The sequence below is a fragment of the Nitrobacter sp. TKz-YC02 genome, from assembly GCF_049852135.1.
In the GTDB taxonomy this organism is placed as follows: domain Bacteria; phylum Pseudomonadota; class Alphaproteobacteria; order Rhizobiales; family Xanthobacteraceae; genus Nitrobacter; species Nitrobacter vulgaris.
In genome coordinates this window covers 269,594-289,027 of sequence record NZ_CP180728.1, presented here as the reverse complement: position 1 = coordinate 289,027, position 19,434 = coordinate 269,594, and the positions used below count along the sequence as shown (strand labels likewise).

At 61.1% G+C, this 19,434-nt stretch carries 21 protein-coding genes, 1 tRNA gene and 1 pseudogene; 10 read left to right on the top strand and 13 right to left on the bottom strand.

Annotation, left to right across the window (positions count from 1 at the left end; translation table 11 throughout):
• Positions 1-87 precede the first annotated feature (87 nt).
• Positions 88-426, top strand: coding sequence for a hypothetical protein (locus tag ACM561_RS01375; RefSeq protein WP_425907474.1), 339 nt, complete (start codon positions 88-90; stop codon positions 424-426).
• A gap of 93 nt (positions 427-519) precedes the next feature.
• Here ACM561_RS01375 and ACM561_RS01370 read toward each other — a convergent pair whose 3' ends face one another.
• From ACM561_RS01370 to ACM561_RS01350, 5 genes are all read right to left on the bottom strand, one after another.
• Entirely contained in the window at positions 520-990 is a 471-nt protein-coding gene (locus tag ACM561_RS01370) for a low molecular weight phosphatase family protein (RefSeq protein ID WP_425907473.1), read from the bottom strand.
• Positions 991-1,077: 87 nt separating this feature from the next.
• Positions 1,078-1,578 carry a UPF0262 family protein gene (locus ACM561_RS01365; protein WP_425907471.1) on the bottom strand — a complete coding sequence of 167 codons (501 nt, stop codon included), beginning with the start codon at positions 1,576-1,578 and terminating at the stop codon, positions 1,078-1,080.
• Positions 1,579-1,642: 64 nt separating this feature from the next.
• Positions 1,643-2,935 (bottom strand): histidinol dehydrogenase, encoded by a 1,293-nt coding sequence (gene hisD, locus ACM561_RS01360; RefSeq protein ID WP_425907470.1) that lies wholly within the window; start codon positions 2,933-2,935, stop codon positions 1,643-1,645.
• Between the two features lie 324 nt (positions 2,936-3,259).
• The gene (murA, locus tag ACM561_RS01355; RefSeq protein WP_425907469.1) at positions 3,260-4,552 is read right to left on the bottom strand and encodes a UDP-N-acetylglucosamine 1-carboxyvinyltransferase; all 1,293 of its coding nucleotides are present in this window, start codon (positions 4,550-4,552) and stop codon (positions 3,260-3,262) included.
• Between the two features lie 284 nt (positions 4,553-4,836).
• The gene (locus ACM561_RS01350; RefSeq protein ID WP_210189114.1) at positions 4,837-5,004 is read right to left on the bottom strand and encodes a hypothetical protein; all 168 of its coding nucleotides are present in this window, start codon (positions 5,002-5,004) and stop codon (positions 4,837-4,839) included.
• A 246-nt stretch (positions 5,005-5,250) separates the two neighbouring features.
• On the opposite strand from ACM561_RS01350, the gene ACM561_RS01345 reads away from it, so the two are divergent.
• The 4 genes from ACM561_RS01345 to hemA all read left to right on the top strand — a co-directional run bounded on the left by ACM561_RS01345 (position 5,251) and on the right by hemA (position 8,997).
• Positions 5,251-5,325 (top strand) — tRNA-Thr (locus tag ACM561_RS01345).
• A gap of 332 nt (positions 5,326-5,657) precedes the next feature.
• Entirely contained in the window at positions 5,658-6,341 is a 684-nt protein-coding gene (locus ACM561_RS01340) for an outer membrane protein (RefSeq protein WP_425907467.1), read from the top strand.
• Between the two features lie 176 nt (positions 6,342-6,517).
• Entirely contained in the window at positions 6,518-7,543 is a 1,026-nt protein-coding gene (gene bioB, locus ACM561_RS01335; RefSeq protein WP_425907465.1) for a biotin synthase BioB, read from the top strand.
• Positions 7,544-7,767: 224 nt separating this feature from the next.
• Positions 7,768-8,997 carry a 5-aminolevulinate synthase gene (gene hemA, locus ACM561_RS01330; RefSeq protein ID WP_425907463.1) on the top strand — a complete coding sequence of 410 codons (1,230 nt, stop codon included), beginning with the start codon at positions 7,768-7,770 and terminating at the stop codon, positions 8,995-8,997.
• A gap of 193 nt (positions 8,998-9,190) precedes the next feature.
• Here the strand turns inward: hemA and ACM561_RS01325 are convergent.
• Positions 9,191-9,842, bottom strand: a pseudogene (locus ACM561_RS01325) (response regulator transcription factor).
• A 251-nt stretch (positions 9,843-10,093) separates the two neighbouring features.
• On the bottom strand, positions 10,094-10,621 hold the full coding sequence (locus ACM561_RS01320) for a hypothetical protein (RefSeq protein WP_425907461.1): 528 nt from the start codon (positions 10,619-10,621) through the stop codon (positions 10,094-10,096).
• Between the two features lie 423 nt (positions 10,622-11,044).
• Here ACM561_RS01320 and ACM561_RS01315 point away from each other — a divergent pair, with 423 nt between their 5' ends.
• From ACM561_RS01315 to ACM561_RS01295, 5 genes are all read left to right on the top strand, one after another.
• Complete coding sequence (locus ACM561_RS01315) at positions 11,045-11,428, top strand: AtpZ/AtpI family protein (RefSeq protein WP_079445314.1); 384 nt, start codon at positions 11,045-11,047, stop codon at positions 11,426-11,428.
• A 68-nt stretch (positions 11,429-11,496) separates the two neighbouring features.
• Complete coding sequence (locus tag ACM561_RS01310) at positions 11,497-12,240, top strand: F0F1 ATP synthase subunit A (protein ID WP_079445313.1); 744 nt, start codon at positions 11,497-11,499, stop codon at positions 12,238-12,240.
• 57 nt (positions 12,241-12,297) lie between these two features.
• Positions 12,298-12,525, top strand: a complete 228-nt coding sequence (locus ACM561_RS01305; RefSeq protein WP_009796340.1) for a F0F1 ATP synthase subunit C — start codon at positions 12,298-12,300, stop codon at positions 12,523-12,525.
• A gap of 63 nt (positions 12,526-12,588) precedes the next feature.
• Positions 12,589-13,146 (top strand): F0F1 ATP synthase subunit B', encoded by a 558-nt coding sequence (locus ACM561_RS01300; RefSeq protein WP_425907457.1) that lies wholly within the window; start codon positions 12,589-12,591, stop codon positions 13,144-13,146.
• 7 nt (positions 13,147-13,153) lie between these two features.
• Complete coding sequence (locus ACM561_RS01295) at positions 13,154-13,639, top strand: ATP F0F1 synthase subunit B (RefSeq protein WP_425907456.1); 486 nt, start codon at positions 13,154-13,156, stop codon at positions 13,637-13,639.
• 196 nt (positions 13,640-13,835) lie between these two features.
• Here the strand turns inward: ACM561_RS01295 and ACM561_RS01290 are convergent, their stop codons facing one another.
• The 6 genes from ACM561_RS01290 to ACM561_RS01265 all read right to left on the bottom strand — a co-directional run bounded on the left by ACM561_RS01290 (position 13,836) and on the right by ACM561_RS01265 (position 19,395).
• Positions 13,836-14,531, bottom strand: a complete 696-nt coding sequence (locus ACM561_RS01290; protein WP_425907454.1) for a hypothetical protein — start codon at positions 14,529-14,531, stop codon at positions 13,836-13,838.
• 133 nt (positions 14,532-14,664) lie between these two features.
• Positions 14,665-15,249 (bottom strand): GNAT family N-acetyltransferase, encoded by a 585-nt coding sequence (locus ACM561_RS01285; RefSeq protein ID WP_425907453.1) that lies wholly within the window; start codon positions 15,247-15,249, stop codon positions 14,665-14,667.
• 36 nt (positions 15,250-15,285) lie between these two features.
• On the bottom strand, positions 15,286-16,575 hold the full coding sequence (locus ACM561_RS01280) for a M16 family metallopeptidase (protein ID WP_425907451.1): 1,290 nt from the start codon (positions 16,573-16,575) through the stop codon (positions 15,286-15,288).
• Positions 16,572-17,990 carry a threonine synthase gene (gene thrC / locus ACM561_RS01275; RefSeq protein ID WP_425907449.1) on the bottom strand — a complete coding sequence of 473 codons (1,419 nt, stop codon included), beginning with the start codon at positions 17,988-17,990 and terminating at the stop codon, positions 16,572-16,574. Before thrC ends, ACM561_RS01280 begins: the two co-directional genes overlap by 4 nt.
• Before the next feature lie 146 nt (positions 17,991-18,136).
• A complete protein-coding gene (locus ACM561_RS01270) occupies positions 18,137-18,463 on the bottom strand; it encodes a DUF983 domain-containing protein (protein WP_425907447.1) in 327 nt (108 codons plus the stop codon).
• A gap of 77 nt (positions 18,464-18,540) precedes the next feature.
• A complete protein-coding gene (locus ACM561_RS01265) occupies positions 18,541-19,395 on the bottom strand; it encodes a cytochrome c oxidase subunit 3 (protein WP_079448467.1) in 855 nt (284 codons plus the stop codon).
• Positions 19,396-19,434: the final 39 nt, after the last annotated feature.

The window sequence follows — 19,434 nt, the reverse complement described above, 5'->3', positions numbered from 1 at the left end:
TTTGCGCGGAGCAAAGCCCCAATTAGAATTTGGCCAGCGACTTGACGTTACCGAGATGCCTTCGGCAACTAATGCCATAGTGTTTTAATGACCGAGTCCATCGTCCATCAATTGAGGCTTTGGCTGGAAACTAGGCGCGAGCGCCTTGTGCGAACAGGTATAGAAATTACCGAACGAATACCTCAGCCATCCTCGAACGTGCCTTGGAAAGCCACAATTGGGCTTGTCAAAGATGACGTCCTTGTGAGCTTCACGGTATGGGAGCGCACAGAGCTTCAGACGGAATTAATTGTGGTGGATGGTGTTTCAGGGGAAACGGTTCGGTCTGTCGATGCTATCCTGGAGCACCCTAGCGAGATCGAAGCTGTCCTCGACCTTGTAATGGATGATCTGATTGCGGGGAGTTATCGACAGCTTGGTTGTTAGGGTGGCTGTGTTCAACAGGGCTGGCACGTAGATTCGGCTTTTCGGTCGTATCCAGACTTCCAGCTTTGGTCCCGCCGGTTCCGTTTTCGCAAATCATGCCTTGAGTCCTGCGCTGCCCCGAGCAAAGCGCTTGCGGATACGTGACAGCAATCCGTCGCAGACGTCGCGATAGGCCTGCATACGCTGCTCGCGGCTGCCTTCGATGTTGGTGGGATCCGGCGTCGGCCAGTATTCGACATCGGCTGCAATCGTCCGCGTCAATTCCAGCGCCTTGTGATGGGCTTCCGGTGACAGCGTGATGATGAGATCGAAATTGAGACCCTCCCAGTCCTCGATTTCTTCGAACGTCATCGACCGGTGCTTCGAGATGTCCTGGCCCAGTTCGGCCATCACCGCGACGGCGAACGGATCGAGTTCACCGGTCCGGACACCGGCGGATCGTACATAGAGCGTTCGCGGAAACATGTGCTGCAACAGGCTCGCCGCCATCGGCGAACGCACGCTGTTGTGCGCGCAGGCGAACAGCACCGACTGCGGGTTTTCCACGCGCGCCGGCGCGGCCATACGCTCAGGCCACTTTCGTTTCGCGCGCGCCCTCCGCGCAACCACCACGCAGGTATCGCGACAGCGACAGATGTTCCACCAATCGGATCATGCGCCACCCTTCCAGTGCAAGACGGAGATCAACGTGAACAGCCGCCGCGCGGTCTCGAAATCGACGCGGACCTTGCCGCTCAGCCGCTCCTGAAGCGTGCGTGAACCTTCGTCGTGAACACCGCGCCGGCCCATGTCGATGGCTTCGATCTTGTCCGACGTCGCGGTGCGGATCGCCTGATAATAGCTGTCGCAGATCATAAAGTAGTCTTTCACGATCCGACGAAACGGGGTCAGGGACAACAGGTGCGTCACCACCGGCACGCCGTCTTCGCGCCTGATATCGAACATCAGGCGGTTGCCGGTGATCGCGATGTGCAGCGTGAACGGGCCACCTTCCGCGCCTTCCGGCGCGAACACGTTCTTCTCGACGAGATCGTAGATCGCGATCGCCCGCTCGTGTTCGATATCCGGCCCGGAACGCCCAATCGAATCCTCATCGAGCGTGACCGCCACGATACAATTGCGGGAATCATCCTGGGGTGAGTCCTGGCTCATCGCCTGCTGGTCCAATTCCAACATTCGCATTCGTTTCGGCGCGGTGAGAGGCGAATGTCATCCACTAGTTGAGACGCACTCCGACCGAGCGGGCGTGGGCGTCGAGACCCTCGGCTTTGCCCAGGGTCATCGCCGCAGGCCCCAGCGCCCGCAACTGGACCGGTCCGCATTTCAGGATTGACGTTCGCTTCATGAAGTCAAGCACGCCGAGGCCCGACGAGAACCGCGCCGAGCGGGCCGTCGGCAGCACATGGTTGGAGCCGCCGACATAATCGCCAATCGCCTCCGGCGTGTGGGAGCCGAGAAAGATAGCGCCAGCATTTCGGATCCGCGCGGCGAGGCTTTCAGGGTCGGCCGTCATGATCTCCAGATGCTCCGCGGCAATGGCATCCGCCAGCGTCACCGCTTCATCATCGAGGCTCTTTACCAGAATGATGGCGCCGTAATCGGTCCAAGAGGCGCGCGCGATATCCGCCCTGGGCAGTGTTGTAAGTTGCGTCTCCACGGCGCGCTCGACGTCGGCGGCAAGCGTCTCGCTGTCGGTGATCAAGATCGACTGCGCGTTGGCATCGTGTTCCGCCTGCGCCAGCAAGTCAGCGGCGATCCAGTTCGCATTACCGGTGTCGTCGGCGATGACAAGAACTTCCGAGGGACCAGCGATCATGTCGATGCCGACCTTGCCGAATACCTGGCGCTTGGCGGCGGCGACATAGGCGTTGCCCGGTCCCACGATTTTAGCTACCGGCGCGATGGTCGCGGTGCCGTAGGCGAGAGCAGCGACCGCCTGCGCGCCGCCGACGCGATAGATTTCGGAGACACCACCAAGCCGCGCCGCCGCCAGCACCAGCGGATTGATCTTGCCCTCCGGCGAGGGCACGACCATGACGACGCGGGCGACACCGGCGACCCTGGCCGGCACCGCGTTCATCAGCACCGACGACGGATACGCCGCGGAGCCGCCCGGGACGTAAAGTCCGACCGCCTCGATCGCGGTCCAGCGCGAGCCGAGCTCGACGCCAAGCGCGTCGGTGAAATGGTCGTCCTTCGGCAGTTGGCGGCGATGAAAAATCTCGATCCGGTCGCGCGCCAGTTTCAGCGCGTCCAGCGTCGCCGCGTCACAGGCCTCGACGGCGGCGTCGATCTCGGCGGCCGTGAAGCGGAGTCCTGCGGCATCAATGGAAAGCCGGTCGAACCTGCGAGTCGCCTCGATCAGCGCCGCATCGCCGCGTGCCGCCACGTCATCGACGATCGCACGAGTGGCCGCCTCGATATCGGCCGAGACCTCGCGCTTGGTCGCGAGAAACGCCCTGAAGCGCGAGGCAAAATCGGCGCTGCGGCTATCGATACGGATCGGCATGGGAATGTTTCCGGCAAGACCTATAGCGTTTTCAAGCGAAGTGGGCACCGGTTCGCATAAAGAAAACGCGTCGAATCAAAATCATAGAGCCCCGCTTCCGATTCCATCAGAAGCGGAAAGGCTCTCATGGAGCGAACCCGCTCTCGGGTACAGCGCTCAATGGCGCGGCCTCAAATCGCCGTCAACCCTTCGAGACACCTGACGCCTGATTCAACGTTAAAAACTGACTTGTCTTCATCCTTGATCGAGGATGATCGTGCCCGAAACCGGTCGGCACGAACCCGCTCCGGCGGCGCGAAGTTGGCGGGAACGTTAAAAATCGGATCACCGTTCGCTGATCCGTTCGATCAAGGCGCCGCACGCCGACAGTTTTTTCTCAAGCTGCTCGAAACCGCGGTCGAGATGGTAGACGCGGTTGACCACGGTCTCCCCTTCGGCGGCAAGTCCCGCAATCACCAGCGACACCGAGGCTCGCAAATCCGTCGCCATGACCGGCGCCCCGCGCAACGTTCCAATGCCATCGATGGTGGCGGTTTCGCCGTCCAGATGAATGCGTGCGCCGAACCGTGCCAGCTCCTGCACGTGCATGAAGCGGTTTTCGAAGATTGTCTCGGTGATATGGGACGCCCCCTTGGCGCGCGTCATCAACGCCATGAGTTGTGCCTGAAGGTCGGTCGGGAATCCCGGAAACGGCGCGGTGGAGACCGTGACCGGATTGATGCCGACGCCGTTGCGTGCGACCCGAATACCCTCATTGTTCGGCGTGATGACAACGCCCGCATCGGTCAGCACATCGAGCGCCGACTGCAACAGCTCCGGCCGCGCCCCGCGCAGCAGCACCTCGCCGCCGGTCATCGCCACCGCCATCGCATAAGTGCCGGTCTCGATCCGGTCGGGAAGCACGGTGTGCCGTGCGCCAGCCAACCTGCCGACGCCCTCAATGACGATCCGCGGCGTGCCCGCTCCGGAAATGCGCGCGCCCATTTTATTGAGACAATCCGCGACGTCGGCGATTTCCGGCTCGCAGGCTGCGTTGGTGATGATGGTGGTGCCGTTCGCCAGCGTTGCCGCCATCAACGCAACATGGGTACCGCTTACGGTCACCTTGGGAAATTCCACTTCGGCGCCCGTCAGGCCGCCGGGCGCGCTGGCGATCACATAACCGCCGTCGATCGCAATCCTGGCGCCCAGCTTTTCCAGCGCCATGATCAGGAGATCGACCGGACGGGTGCCGATGGCGCAACCGCCGGGCAGCGACACCCTCGCCTCACGCATCCGCGCCAAGAGTGGCGCGATCACCCAGAAGCTTGCCCGCATCCTCGAGACCAGCTCGTAGGGAGCAGTGGTGTCGATGACGTTGGCCGCCGAAATGTGCAGGGTCTGTCCCTGATATTCGTGATCGCCCGAGCGTTTGCCCGCCGACATGATGTCGACGCCGTGGTTTCCGAGGATACGCTGCAACTGCGCAACGTCCGCGAGCCGCGGCACGTTGTCGAGGATCAGCGTCTCCTCGGTCAGCAGCGCGGCGATCATCAAAGGCAGCGCCGCGTTCTTTGCGCCGGAAATCGGAATGGTGCCGTTGAGCTTGTTGCCACCGACGATGCGAATGCGATCCATACCCATTTCCGTTTCTATGGATGAAGTAGAAGAGAAATCGCCCCGCGCTCGAAAGCTTCGCAAATCAGGGCGTTGAGAGGAGCTTACAACCTGTCGGCCGGATGATTTATAGCGTTTTCGAGCAAAGTAGATACCGGTTCGCGTGAAGAAAACGCGTCAAAACAACAAATCTAGAGCTTCGTTTCTGATTCAGTTAGAAGCAAAAAAGACTAGCTAGAACGTCGCGCGGCAAGCGCCATCTCTTCGCGCCTGTCGCGCACCGAAGAGAGCGAGTAGCTTCGGCATCATTCGTCCCGACACTCCGGTTCAGGATCTTCCGCGGAAGCGGCTTGATCGGCTCGTCCGCGGGATTGCGATTTACGCCGTTTGAGGTTTTCGCGCAGCGCCGCCCTCAACCGCATCCGACGTTTTCCATTCTCCGCGTCGCGGTCGGTGTCGCGGTTGTCGATCATGGTGTTCCGCTCGGGAGTCCGGATGCGCCCGATCCTCGATCTGGGAGGAGCAGGCGAATTCAACATACATGCCGGCGCGGCTGCCGCAACCAAGTCATCCACGGGCGCGGTTCGTCCGCCTCGATAGCGATCGCCCTGGCCCGCCCGATTCGCAGCAACGCAGCCGCCTCGGCTTGCGCGCCCTACAGCCTTGTGGCAAGGATCGGCCCGCCTTGTCGGCCATAGGCTGATTCCGCGTTGGGGCTTGCTGCCGTAGCTCAGTGGTAGAGCACTCCATTGGTAATGGAGAGGTCGACAGTTCAATCCTGTCTGGCAGCACCATTCTTCCTTGAAGAGCGCGAACGATCCTCAAGTAGCGCGAATCGAAAGGCGATTCGCGGAGTTGCAGCTCCGAGACCGCCCGAGAAAGCTTCAGCAGCCTTGTTGCTTGCCCAAAAATTGGCGCGAAGGCGCGAGAATTAAGGCTCCATTTAGCTTTTATTAGGGCGGCATTAAGCTTACAAGGTCCGCTGCCCTCTTGCTGCCCCTTCAACGGATTGCGAACGTTTCAGAGTGTGGCGTCTCAGTGACAGCTTTTTTCGGCAAATCGATCTAGGGTCCAAATGACGGGGCCGACGAACGGCTGCTCGGAACTTGAATTCCTGGAGAACACAATGAAAAAGATTCTGCTCGCTTCTGTAGCCTTCCTCGGTATGGCCGCGATCGTGCCAGCACAAGCCGCCGATCTTGCGGCGCGCCCCTACACCAAGGCACCGGCCTACACGCCCGCGCCGATCTATAACTGGACCGGCTTCTACATCGGCGGTCACATCGGCGGTGCTTTCGGCGGCAGCAATAACGTCCTTGCACCGGGCTTTATCTCCAACAACAACGACGGCCGGTTCATGGGTGGTGTGCAGGTCGGCTACGACACGCAGTTCTCCCCGAACTGGGTGTTCGGCATCGAAGCCAACTACAGCTTCCTCGACACCGGCAGCAATTTCGCCAACCGTGGCCTCGGATCGGTCACCGGCCGGCTCGGCTACACCTGGGGTCCGGCGCTGCTGTACGTCAAGGGCGGTTATGGCTGGGCTGATTCGCGCTTCACCAACGGCTTCGCTGGCAACGGCGGCCGTGACGGCTACACCGTCGGCGGCGGCCTCGAATACCTGTTCACCCAGAACTGGTCGGGCAAGGTCGAGTACCAGTACTATGATTTCGGCACTGTGAACTTCGTCGGTCCGGCTCCGGGTTTGGTCCCCGGCAGCTTCCGCAACGACCAGCACACCATCAAGGTCGGCCTGAATTACCGCTTCAACTGGGGTGCTCCGGTTGCCCCGCTTGCTCCGGGATACTGATCACTTCCGAACCTCACGGTTCTGAAGTACGAGAAAGGCCGGCATCTTATGCCGGCCTTTTTTGCTCTCGGGGCTTGATCTCATTCGCGATTCGCAGCGCACATGGTATCTGTGCCAAGCGGCAAACCGGTTCAAAGACCCGATTCCGCATGACGAGAGCACACGGGAATCGCGCCATGGACTCAGCCTCGGTTTCGTTCGACAGCACCCATGATTCGGTCGCGCGCACGCGCCACGATTGGACGCGTCTCGAAGCCGAAACACTTTATAATCTCCCGTTCCCGGATCTGCTTTTTCAGGCACAGACCATCCATCGCCGCAATTTCGATCCCAATCACGTCGAGACCGCGAGCCTGCTCAGCATCAAGACCGGCGGCTGCCCGGAAGACTGCGGATACTGTGCACAAAGCGCGCATTACGACGCCGGGGTCAAAGCCACGAAGCTGATGGACAGGGAAGCGGTCCTTGAAACCGCCCGGCGGGCAAAGGATGCCGGCGCCGGCCGGTTCTGCATGGCGGCGGCCTGGCGCAATCCGAAGGACAGGGATCTCGATCGGATCTGTGACATGGTCAGCGCCGTCAAGGAACTGGGCATGGAGACCTGCGCGACGCTGGGGATGCTCACGCCCGAGCAGGCCCGGCGGCTGCAGAAGGCCGGACTCGATTTCTACAACCACAATGTCGATACTTCCCCCGAATTCTACAGCCAGATCATCACTACCCGCACCATGCAGGACCGTATCGACACGCTCGCCCATGCACGCGAGGCTGGGCTGAAGCTCTGCTGCGGCGGCATCATCGGCATGGGAGAGCAGGTCGGCGACCGCCTCGGCATGTTGATGCTGCTGGCCAATCTCCCGGCGCATCCGGAAAGCGTTCCTATCAACATGTGGAACGAGGTCCAGGGGGTGCCGGTCAACGCCACGGCCGAGCGACCGGATCCGATCGCGCTGGTCCGCATGATCGCGGTAGCGCGGATCATGATGCCGAAGAGCGTGGTAAGGCTGTCAGCGGGCCGGCAATACATGACCGATGAACTGCAAGCCCTGTGCTTCGTGGCCGGCGCCAACTCCATTTTCATAGGCGACCTTTTGCTCACCACGAAGAATCCGCAGACCGTGCGCGACGCGGCATTGCTCGACCGCCTCGGCATGAGGTCGCCGCTGGACAGTGCGAAAGCGCCTGCCGTCTCGCTGATCTGACCGGGAGAACTACCTCGGTTGCAGCGTAACGAGGGGGCATCAGCTTGCTCGCATGACGCGAGCGGGCACCCGGTTGCAGGGCCGCTTTGTTCCAGCGCAAAATTAATGGCGATTTTTAACCCTCAAGCCGGCGCTTTTGCGGATTCGGCTCGACAGCCCCGCTGGAAAGGCTCTAAAAAGGTTCTGATCGGTCCGGCGTACCGGGCTTTTATCCGGATGTTGTCATGGATTATAGCAAGTTCTTCAGTAACGCGCTGGATCGCCTTCATGACGAGCGGCGCTACCGTGTTTTCGCCGATCTTGAGCGCATCGCCGGTCGGTTTCCCTATGCCACCTTGCACACGCCCAAGGGCCCGCGCAACGTCATCATCTGGTGTTCGAACGACTATCTCGGCATGGGTCAGCATCCGAAGGTGGTCGGCGCCATGGTCGAGACCGCGACCCGTATCGGCACCGGCGCCGGAGGCACCCGCAATATCGCTGGAAACCATCATCCTCTGGTCCAGCTCGAACAGGAGCTTGCCGATCTGCACGGCAAGCCGGCGGCACTCGTGTTCACGTCCGGTTATGTCTCGAATCAGACCGGTATTTCGACCCTCGCAAAGCTGATTCCGAACTGCCTGATCCTCTCTGACGCGCTCAACCACAATTCGATGATCGAAGGCATCCGCCAGTCCGGCTGTGAACGTGTGGTTTTCCGCCACAACGACCTTGCTCATCTCGAGGAGCTGCTTCGCGCCGCCGCCCCAGATCGTCCCAAGCTGATCGCCTGCGAAAGCCTGTATTCGATGGATGGTGATGTCGCGCCGCTTTCGAAGATCTGCGACCTCGCCGAACGCTACGACGCCATGACTTATGTTGACGAGGTACACGCCGTCGGCATGTATGGCCCGCGCGGCGGTGGCATCGCCGAGCGCGAAGGCGTCATGCACCGCATCGACGTCCTCGAAGGCACGCTCGCCAAGGCCTTCGGTTGCCTCGGCGGCTACATCGCCGGCAATTCCGAGATTATCGACGCCGTGCGTTCCTATGCGCCGGGCTTCATCTTTACCACCTCATTGCCGCCCGCGATCTGCTCCGCAGCGACCGCCGCGATCCGACATCTCAAATCATCAACCTGGGAACGCGAACGCCATCAAGAGCGGGCCGCGCGAACCAAGGCGAGCCTGATCGCGGCAGGTCTGCCGGTGATGGTCAGTTCGACGCATATCGTTCCGATTTTCGTCGGCGATCCCGAGCGCTGCAAGCAGGCCTGCGATATGCTGCTGCACGACCACAACATCTATATCCAGCCGATCAACTATCCGACCGTTGCCAAGGGAATGGAGCGGTTGCGGATCACGCCGTCGCCGTACCACGACGACGCGCTGATCGATCAGTTGGCCGAAGCGCTGCTTCAAGTATGGGAGCGTCTCGATCTGCCGCTGCAGGCGAAATCCATGGCAGCCGAGTAACGACCTGTCGGAACGTTTTCGTGTTTAACGGAAACACAAACGCGTTCTCGTTCAAGGTGAGGTATTTTTCCGCGTGAACCGCTGCCCCTCCTTCGCTAAGCGGAGGAACTGATCAGCTGGAAACTATCCAGCTGGGAGGTGCGATTGCCGCGAAGTTTTTTCAAGCAGAACCCGCCTCAGGAGCGGAAGGGCTCTAGGACGCGGAAAGCTGCCGCCGTGAACTCGTCTCCGAGAACACGATCCGAATCAGATCGGCAGTGTTTTTCGCCCCGAGCTTGTCCATGATCCGCGCGCGATGAACCTCGACGGTGCGCGGACTGATGCCAAGTCTCCTCCCCGCTTCCTTGTTCGAAGCACCCCTGGCCACCTGGGATAGAACCTCGCGCTCTCGGCAGGTCAATAGATGGCGGCCGGGAAAGTTGGCGAGGCCGCCGTTCTCGCTCCCGCGCGTCTCTCGCCAAACCTTCACCGCGGCACGAACACGATCGACGATGGCATCGGAGGAAAACGGCTTCTCTAGGAAGTCGAGCGCGCCATGCTTCATGGCTTCGACAGCCATCGCAATGTCGGCTGCGCCCGAGATCACGAGGATAGGCGAGGCAACTTTTTCGGCGGCGAGCGTACGCAGGACATGAAATCCCGATTCGCCGGGAAGATGCAGGTCGAGAATGACACAGGCGGGAGACACGCTGCGAATCTCCTCAAGAAACGAAGCGCCGTCACCAAAGCCTTGCGGCGGCATACCCCTCGATTTTCAAAAGGAGGACCAGCGTTTCACGTACCGACGGATCATCGTCGACGACGAAAACCGGGACATCCGACACAAACGGCAAAAGCTTTCCCATCCGCGGCTTCCTCACGAGCGAAAGGCGAGTTACCACAACTTATACGTGTATAATCTGATTCGTTTGGGCCCGCAATCATCTCGGCAGGTTGGTCCCGCGAGACAGCTCAAAAAGTTTGATCTGTTTGATTTGAAAGGCGAGACCGGCGGCCATCAGAAGCAGGCTACAAGGGCAAGCCTTGCCGGACACACAATGGCACGACTGGCGTGATCGCCGCCGCCGCCATCAAATGCCTACAGCTGACCCGGGCATCAGATTCCTGATGTATCGCGCTGGACGCGGCTCGCCATCTCGATCAGCCGCCGCCACGCACGCTCGACGAATGACATCAAGCGGCCCATATCGCGATCACTCGGGAGTGGAATCTCAATGCTGTTGCGGTTGACGTCCGCGGATTTCGGTCCCTCAGCCTTTGGCGAAGCTGGCCCCGGCTCGCCCGACCCCTGTTGTTGAGGCAATTCTTTCTGAATCTTCCCGGTCGGCTCGCGCGCAGCGAGCTGCGCCTTCAATTTTTCGTTCTCCGCCTGCAGCCGACCGATTTCCTTATCCAGCGCGGCATGCTCTTCAGGCAATACGTAGCACGCCCAACCCGAGCCCTTGTTCTCGCAATGGGAAACCACGCCGGTAAGCGTATCCAGCCTGACAAAGCCGCCGCTCATCGGCACGAGCGTATAGCGTCCTTTCTCCGCCTCCTGCGCAAGCGCCGGAACAACCAGGCAAAAGAGCAGCGCGGTGATCGCGGAAATCCGCAACAGTCTGAACGGTATCGCCGCGTACATGCTCTGCTCCGTCGAGACCGAATTCGCTTCACCCGAGCGGGCGCTCTGTCATCGACCTATAGCGCCCACCACCCGATTTCAACGCGCCGGCAGTCCGTTTCGGTCCACGACCACCCTCAACTATTCTGCCGCTGCGGCGCGGCAGACGACCCTTGAGATACCCAAAGTCGCCAGCTTTCTTGCGTTGCGAGCGCGCCCGCAACGCTTAGCTAACCCGCCGCCTTTCGCGAAGACCGCTTTTGCAGCGCGGCAACTAAGCGCAGCCGCTTTGATTTTCTAGAATAAAGCTAGCTAATTCAACGCTATAGTCCACCGCGACACAATCTTGACTTGACCTTGGGCCGTCAGTATGGTCCGCGCGGCTTCTGAGGGTAACGGGCGTAATTTCCTGAAGATCGCGGCGTTGTGTCGGGTGTCGAGAGCATGGCTGACGGCACGGACAAAAACAGCAGCGGGCACGGAGATCGCGAGCATTCGGCTCCCGACGAAGCTGCGCTTTCCGAAAGGCTCGGAAATCTCGATCAACGGCTGTCCAAGCTTCGTGGGCACCGCAAGAACGAGACTGACCAATCCGGTGATGGAAGCGGGGACGGAGCTGCCAGGGCCTCGGCAATGGCGCGTGGTTTCCGCCTATCCTCGGAATTGATCGCGGGCGTTGCTGTCGGAGCGTTGATAGGCTGGGGATTCGACCGCTTGCTGTCGACCTCGCCCTGGGGGCTGATTGTGTTTTTCCTGCTTGGCTTCGCAGCCGGCGTGATCAACGTGATGCGGTCGGCGGGCGTGATTCCCGAGCAGACAGACCGATGACGGATGGCCGTCTGGACGATTGAGTTGCTTGAACGCCGGCCTGCCGGCAGACTGAAAGTTGCACGCGGATGATGGACCCGATCCACCAGTTCAACATCGAGAAGATTTTCACGATCGGCCATATCGGCGGCCAGGAAATCGCCTTCACCAATTCCTCCGCCTACATGCTGCTCGCCGTCGTGCTGACGTCGCTTTTGATGCTGGGCACCGGTCGCAAGCTCGTGCCCGGGCGCATGCAATCGATCGCCGAGATCAGCTACGAGTTCGTCGCCGACACCATACGCACCACCGCCGGCAAGGACGGCATGAAGTTCTTTCCCTTCGTGTTCTCAATCTTCATGCTGGTGACCGTCTCAAACCTCGTCGGCATTATCCCCTACACCTTCACGATCTCGAGCCACATCATCATCACGGCCGGGCTGGCATTCCTCGTCTTCTTCACCGTGCTGATCTACGGCTTCTACAAGAACGGCCTGAGATTCTTCAAACTGTTCGTGCCGTCGGGCATTCCGGTAGCGATTCTGCCGCTGGTGGTGGCGATCGAGATCATCTCGTTCTTGTCGCGGCCAGTCTCGCATAGCGTGCGTCTGTTCGCCAACATGCTGGCGGGTCACATTACGCTGAAAGTGTTCGCGAGCTTCGTCACCATGCTCGGCGCCATGGGAATCGTCGGCGTGTTCGGCGCCGTGCTGCCGCTGGCGCTGGTGGTGGCGCTCACCGCACTCGAGTTATTGGTCGCATTCCTTCAGGCCTACGTCTTCACAATTCTCACCTGCATCTACATCAACGATGCGATTCATCCCGGTCACTAAGACCGGTAAACACCCCTCCAAAGTCACTCTCACAAGCCTCAGCAAGGAGTTTGTTTCATGGATCCGATTGCCGCGAAGTACATTGGCGCTGGTATTGCCTGCATCGGCATGGGTGGCGCCGGCGCCGGCGTGGGCATCATCTTCGGCAACTATCTTGCCGCCGCGGTGCGCAATCCCTCGGCCGCCCAGGGCCAGTTCGGCAACCTGATCTTCGGCTTCGCGGTGACGGAAGCGCTCGGCATCTTCTCGCTGCTGATCGCCCTGTTGCTGCTGTTCGCACTTTAAGATCACTGACCGGCTGACGGGACCTGGAAAGCCGGGTCCCGATCGACCGCAAAGGAGAAGCCCGTGGCTGAAAGTCATGGCAACGCACAGGGCACGACGGCCCACACCGAAGCCGACGGCGGCCACAAGGCTCCGTTCCCGCCGTTCCAGAAGGAGACCTTCGCGTCCCAGCTGGTATCGCTGACGATCACGTTCGTTGCGCTCTATATGATCTCGGCGCGAGTGGCCTTGCCGCGCGTCCGCCAGACCATCGATGATCGGCAGAACACGATCGAGGGCGACCTCGCGCGGGCACAAAAGCTGAAGGACGAGTCCGACGGCGCATTGAAGGCCTATGAGACCGAACTCGCGGCCGCGCGGACACGAGCGCAGGCGATCAGCAACGACACCCGCGAGAAGCTGAATGCAGCGGCAGACGCCGAACGCAAGGCTCTCGAGGAACGGTTGTCCGTCAAGCTCGCCGACGCCGAGAAGACCATTGCCTCAACACGCGCGGCGGCGATGAGCAACGTCCGCGGCATCGCAAGCGATGCGGCAACGGCTATCGTGCAGCAACTGACCGGCGCAACGCCCGATCCCAAGCTCGTTGACGGCGCCGTCGAAGCCTCGATGAAGGGATGACGAGACCATGTTTGCCCAACCGGAAACCTGGGTTGCCATAGCCTTCCTGATCCTGATGGGCGTCTTCGCCTATGTGGGGGTACACCGCACGGTGCTGGCGGCGCTCGATCGTCGCAGCGCGCGCATCAAGGGCGAGCTCGACGACGCGCGTCGCCTGAAGGATGAAGCCGCGAAGCTGCTCGCCGACTACAAAGCCCGCCATGCGAGCGCCGAGCAAGAGGCGCAGGACATTATCGCCTCGGCCAAAGCCGAAGCCGAGCGCATCGCGGCCGAAGCAAAGGTCAAGATGGAAGATTTCGTTGCACGCCGCACCAAGAGCGCGGAAGGCAAGATCGCCTCGGCAGAAGCCCAGGCTATCGCGGATGTCCGCGCCGCCGCCGCCGACGCCGCTGTCGCTGCTGCCTCCTCAATCCTGTCAAATTCGGTAAAGGGACAGCTTGCCGACGATCTGCTCGCCAAAGGCGTCAGCGAAGTTCGGACCAAGCTCAACTGAGTTCTTTACAAACGCGACGAAAGCCGGCGTGAGATGCTCCGCCGGCTTTTTTGTTTCCCGGATTGTTGCTGGTGCGCTGCCGAACGGTATCATCAAACGCGGAAGCGTGACGAAAATCGCAACGACCGCGGCGTATTGAATATCCGCTTGCGCGAATTGCTGCCGACGGATCGCGCGCAGCGCAACCGCTGTGTCGTTATCTCTGCGATCTCGGCCGTTTTCGATCCGAGCGCGGTTCAGGCTTTAGCGCCTGCGGATCGAATCCGACGTAAAACACGTAGCGGTCGGCGGCCGCGCTCTGCGGCGCCGGATACGAAATGTCGTCCGAAACAAAACTGTAGGTCCCGCCTTCGTTGCCCGACAGGCTCACCGTAATCGTATAAGCCTTGGTGGCGATCGTTTTCGCGGAAACGCCATCCTCAACCACCGCGACGCGCAACGGTACCTCCACGGACGGCGGCGCCCCCGCCGGCCCCACGATGACCCGCCCGCGGATACCGACCTTGATTGCGATCTGATGCGTGTCGGTGTTGTAGTCGCATTCTCGCGCGGTATCGCCGATAGTCGCCTGATAGCGGACATCGGTACCACTCGCCGGCTGGTCCGAGGCGCCGACCGTGTAGGTCGATGCGCCGGCACGGATGGAGACGGTCGGACAGGTAAGATCGTCGGGCACAGAAGCAGCGGCGCCGGACACCGGCGCCGCTCGCTCCGGCTGCGATTTGACGCCGAACATTTCCTTGAAACGATCCCCGAGCGACTGCGATTGCGCTGGGGAAGCGGCAACTATCCAGCAGCCTGCGACCATAGTCATCAGACGCAACGGAAAGCCAACCAAGTGCCTGACAGGAGCCGGTTCATCCACTTCGGTGGTGCCCGCAACATTAAGCATTCACGTCGTCCGATCGTTGTTTCCACGCGCGGCTTTATAACAAGCCAATGGCCGCAAGCCAAAGGTGGGGTTCGTCAGACAGAAATGACGGGCGATCTCGGACCGTCTCCGAATTCTTTCGGAAGGAAAATGTCTAGCCGTGGAAATCGTCGTGCAACATGCCGAACAGCAGGTGATCCTGCCAGATTCCGTTGATGCAAAGATAGCGGCGCGCCAACCCCTCTCGCGTGAAGCCGCACTTTTCCAGCACGCGAATGGACGGCATATTGCTGGGAATGCAGGCAGCCTCGATGCGATGCAGGTTCAGTTCGCCGAACAGGATCGGAAGCAGCACCCGCAACGCCGCGGTCATATAGCCTCGCCCCGCATAGGGCTCGCCTATCCAGTATCCGATAGTGCCTGCCTGCGAGATGCCGCGACGGACATTGGCGAGCGTGACCCCACCCAACATGATGCCGTCGGATTCGCGAAACACAATGAATGGGTAGGACCTGTCGCCGGCGATATCCTCTGCGTAGCGGCGTAACCGCCGCCGAAATCCGGCGCGGGTCAGGTCGTCCGATGGCCACATCGGTTCCCATGGGGTCAGATAGGCGCGGCTGTGCTCACGAAGCTGTCTCCATTGCAAAAAATCAGACATCTCAGGCGCGCGCAGCAACAGACCGTGCCCTCGCGGCACAAGCGCTGGCGCGCTGGACGGCAAACGAAATAGAGCCATGGCCGTTCCTCGACCCCGAATCCCACCAGCATGTGGCTAGTGGAGCAAAATTCGGGCCTTCGACTGCGCCAATCCTTCCGCAAAAGCGACCGCGGAGTCCAGCCCCCTGCCGCTGCCAAGCGCGACGACCGCAGGACGGCTGCGCGCCAGCAAGACGCGCGCCGCGTCGCGCGTTGAGTCGACGCTGACAGCATCGATCCTAGCCATCAATTCGGGAACTCCCTGAGGCCGTCCATAGACGAGCATATGCCGCGCCAATTGTTCGGCGCGGGCGCTGCAACTCTCCAAAGCCATCAGCAGGCCGGCTTTCATCTGCGCTTTCGCGCGCGCGATCTCAGCTTCCTTCAGCGTTTCCACAGCCTCGCTGATAACGTCGACGACGACTTCCATCATTTCCGGCGCGTCGCTTGGATCGGTGCCGGTGTAGAGCCCAAAGAAGCCAGTGTCGGCATAGGGTGCATGGAAGGTGTAGATTGAATAGCACAGACCGCGTTTCTCACGGACTTCCTGAAACAATCGCGAGGACATGCCGCCCCCCAGAACATTGGTGAACACCTGCAACGAGAATAGCGAGGCATCGGTCTGCGACACCCCTTCCAGCGCAAGCGTCAGATGCGCCTGCTCGAGGTCGCGATGCACCACTTTGGAGCCACCGCTGCCGAATTTCGCCGCCGGCGGCTGCGGAGCCGGCGCGGCATCCAAACTTGCAAAGCAACGCTCGACCTCGGCCACGACCGCCTTGTGCTCGATCGCACCCGCCGCCGCTACCACCATGTCCGGCCCGCGATAATGCGTTTTGAGATATCCATGCAGCATGTCGCTGTTGAACCGCTTCAGCGTCTCCGGCGTACCGAGCAGCGAACGCCCGATCGGCTGGTCCGGATAGCAGAGCTCGTTGAGATGCTCGAAAACGACGTCGTCAGGAGTGTCTTGCGCCGCACCCATTTCCTGCTCGATGACACCTTTCTCGCATTCGAGTTCCTTCGCGTCGAAGCTAGGATTGGACAGGATATCGCTCAGCACGTCGAGCGCGAGCGGAACGTCAGCCTTCATCACTCGCGCGTAATAAGCCGTCGTCTCAACACCGGTAGCGGCATTGAGATCGCCACCGACTGCCTCGATCTCCTCGGCGATCTCTCGCGCCGAACGCTTGGTGGTTCCTTTAAATGCCATGTGCTCGAGCAAATGCGAGATGCCATGCTCGTTGGGCTTCTCGTCGCGGCCGCCAACCCCGGTCCAGACCCCGAGCGCGGCGGTTTCCAGATGCGGCATGGCATCAGTGATGACCGTGAGGCCGGAAGACAGTTTCGTCATATCGACACTCATCCGGCAACTCCGTGCTTGGCGGCACGGCTGACGGACAGCGCGAACCGTTCAATTTCTGCCTGGTCGTTGTTCACGACCGTGATCCGCTCGGGCCGAGTCATCAAGCCGTCGAGCCAGGCCGGTAATGGAGGCCGCACGCCGCAGGCGGCTTCAACCGCGTCAGGGAACTTTGCGCCATGGGCGGTCGCCAGCACGATATTAGGAACACGCGAGTCGGGCGCGTCGCGATCGGCCACTGTCAGCGCAACAGCCGTATGCGGGTCGACCAGATCTCCGGCTTCGCGCCACGCTGTGCGGATCGAGGCGGCGGTCTCTGTTTCGTCGGCGCGCCCGGCATCGAAGTCGGCGCGCATCGCGGCCAGCACCGAATCCGGCAGCGCGAAGCGACCGGATTGCTGCAGCGACGCCATCATCGCGCGCACCTGCGCGGCGTCGCGGCCCGTCGCCTCGAACAACAGCCGCTCGAAGTTCGACGACACCTGAATGTCCATCGACGGCGAGGTCGTGGCGTGAACTTCGCGCACTTCATAGATGCCGGTCTTTAGCGTGCGCGGCAAGATATCGTTGATGTTGGCGGCGATACGCAACCAGCGTATCGGCAGACCCATGCGCTTTGCGACGTAGCCGGCAAAGATGTCACCGAAGTTACCGGTCGGCACGGTAAAATCGACGGCCCGTGCCGGCGCGCCCAGCGCAACCGCCGAGGTGAAGTAATACACCACCTGCGCAACAATTCGTGCCCAGTTGATCGAGTTGACACCGGAGAGCGACACCTCGTCCCGAAAGCGGTGGTTGTTGAACAACCCTTTCACGATCGCCTGGCAATCGTCGAAGGTGCCTTTGACGGCGAGTGCATGAACATTTGGCGCGGCCGTCGTCGTCATCATGCGCCGCTGCACTTCGGAGATGCGGCCGTCCGGAAACAGCACGATCAGATCGACATTGGCGCTGTTGGCGAATGCGTGAACCGCAGCGCCGCCGGTGTCGCCCGAGGTTGCGACGACGATCGTGGTGCGCTGGCCTCGTTGTGCCAGAACATGGTCCATCAGCCGCGACAACAACTGCATCGCCACGTCCTTGAACGCGAGCGTCGGACCGTGAAACAGCTCCAGCATGAACTGTTGAGGACCGATCTGATCGAGCGGCACCACCGCCGGGTGCCGGAACGTCGCATAAGCCTCGTTGGCCATGCGGCCGAGATCGGCCTCAGCGATGTCTCCAGCCACGAACGGCCGAACTACCTCCACGGCCACCTCCCAGTACGGCCGGCCGAAGAAGCCTGCGATCGTGTCGGGCGTTAGCTGCGGCCAGACTTCGGGCACATAAAGACCGCCGTCACGAGCGAGGCCGGCCAGCATCACATCGGAAAAGCCGAGTTTCTGGGTTTCCCCCCGTGTCGAGAGATAATGCGTCAAGCCGGCCTCCAACGGCGGAGTGGGTTACCAAATAGTTGATAGTGCGAGTTATCCATGTCGCCATCGGCGATGGCCGCCGCGTACCATAAAGCGTTTCGGGATGAAGAGGAAATCGAAGGGAGAAAAAGCCGCGCCGCCCAATGTAGCTAAACGTTGCGTTGAAGCGTTTCGCACCTGGGGGTCACAGCGAGGACTGTTGGGATCCAGAGAGCTGCGTGGATCCAGAGGGATGGCTGATACTTGACTTCGACGACGAGTGCGGCGGCGACGACGATGAATCCCGCGATGAGGATGATGAACACGGCGGGTCCGTCGCCGGCGTCGATGAAGGAATAATCCTGCTCGCAAGCCTCGCAGGAGGGCCGCAGGGTCAGGAATCCGGAGAAGAGTTTTCCCTTGCCGCAGCGCGGGCATTTGCAGGCGAGCCCGCGCAGGATGGTCTGGGACAATGTCGGTCGAGCGAGATTGGACATCAGCGTTTCTTCCGAAAGAGAAAAGGGCGGCCCGGCGGCCGCCCTTGTCTTGATGGTGTTGAGCGGGCTGGTCCCGGTCAGTGCGCGGCGTGCGCCATGGCCGCGGCGCCGTTGCCCCAGACATAGATGCAGACGAACAGGAACAGCCACACCACGTCGACGAAATGCCAGTACCAGGCGGCGAATTCGAAGCCGAGGTGCTGGGAGGGCGTGAAGTGTCCCGCATTGGCGCGGAACAGGCAGACGATCAGGAAGATGGTGCCGACCAGCACATGGAAGCCGTGGAAGCCGGTCGCCATGAAGAAGGTGGCGCCGTAGACGTTGCCGGCGAAGCTGAAGGCGGCGTGATGATACTCATAGGCCTGCACGCAAGTGAAGACGGCGCCGAGCGCGATGGTCAGGATCAACCCCCACTTCAACCCCTTGCGGTCGCCATTGAGCAGGGCATGGTGCGCCCAGGTCACGGTGGTGCCCGAGGTCAGAAGGATCAGGGTGTTGAGCAACGGCAGGTGCCAGGGATCGAAGGTCTGGATGCCCTTGGGCGGCCAGACACCGCCGAACAGCGCGTCGCGCGTCATATGCACGGGATCGCCCGGGAACAGCGCGGAGTTGAAGAAGGCCCAGAACCAGGCGACGAAGAACATCACCTCGGAGCAGATGAACAGGATCATGCCGTAGCGATGGCTGATCTGCACCACGCGGGTGTGATCGCCCTTGTGCTCGGCTTCGCGGATCACATCCGCCCACCAGCTCGCCATGGTGTAGAGCACGCCGATCAGGCCGATGCCGAAAATGATCGGCGCGGCCGCGGTCAGATGATGCATCCACAGGATCGCGCCGACGGCCATGATGAAAGCCGCGGTCGCGCCTACGATCGGCCACGGACTCGGGTCGACCAGGTGGTAATCGTGCTTGACTTGCGCCGTAGCCATTGCGGTCTCTCTCCGTTAGCGGTGCCGGCGGTATTGGGC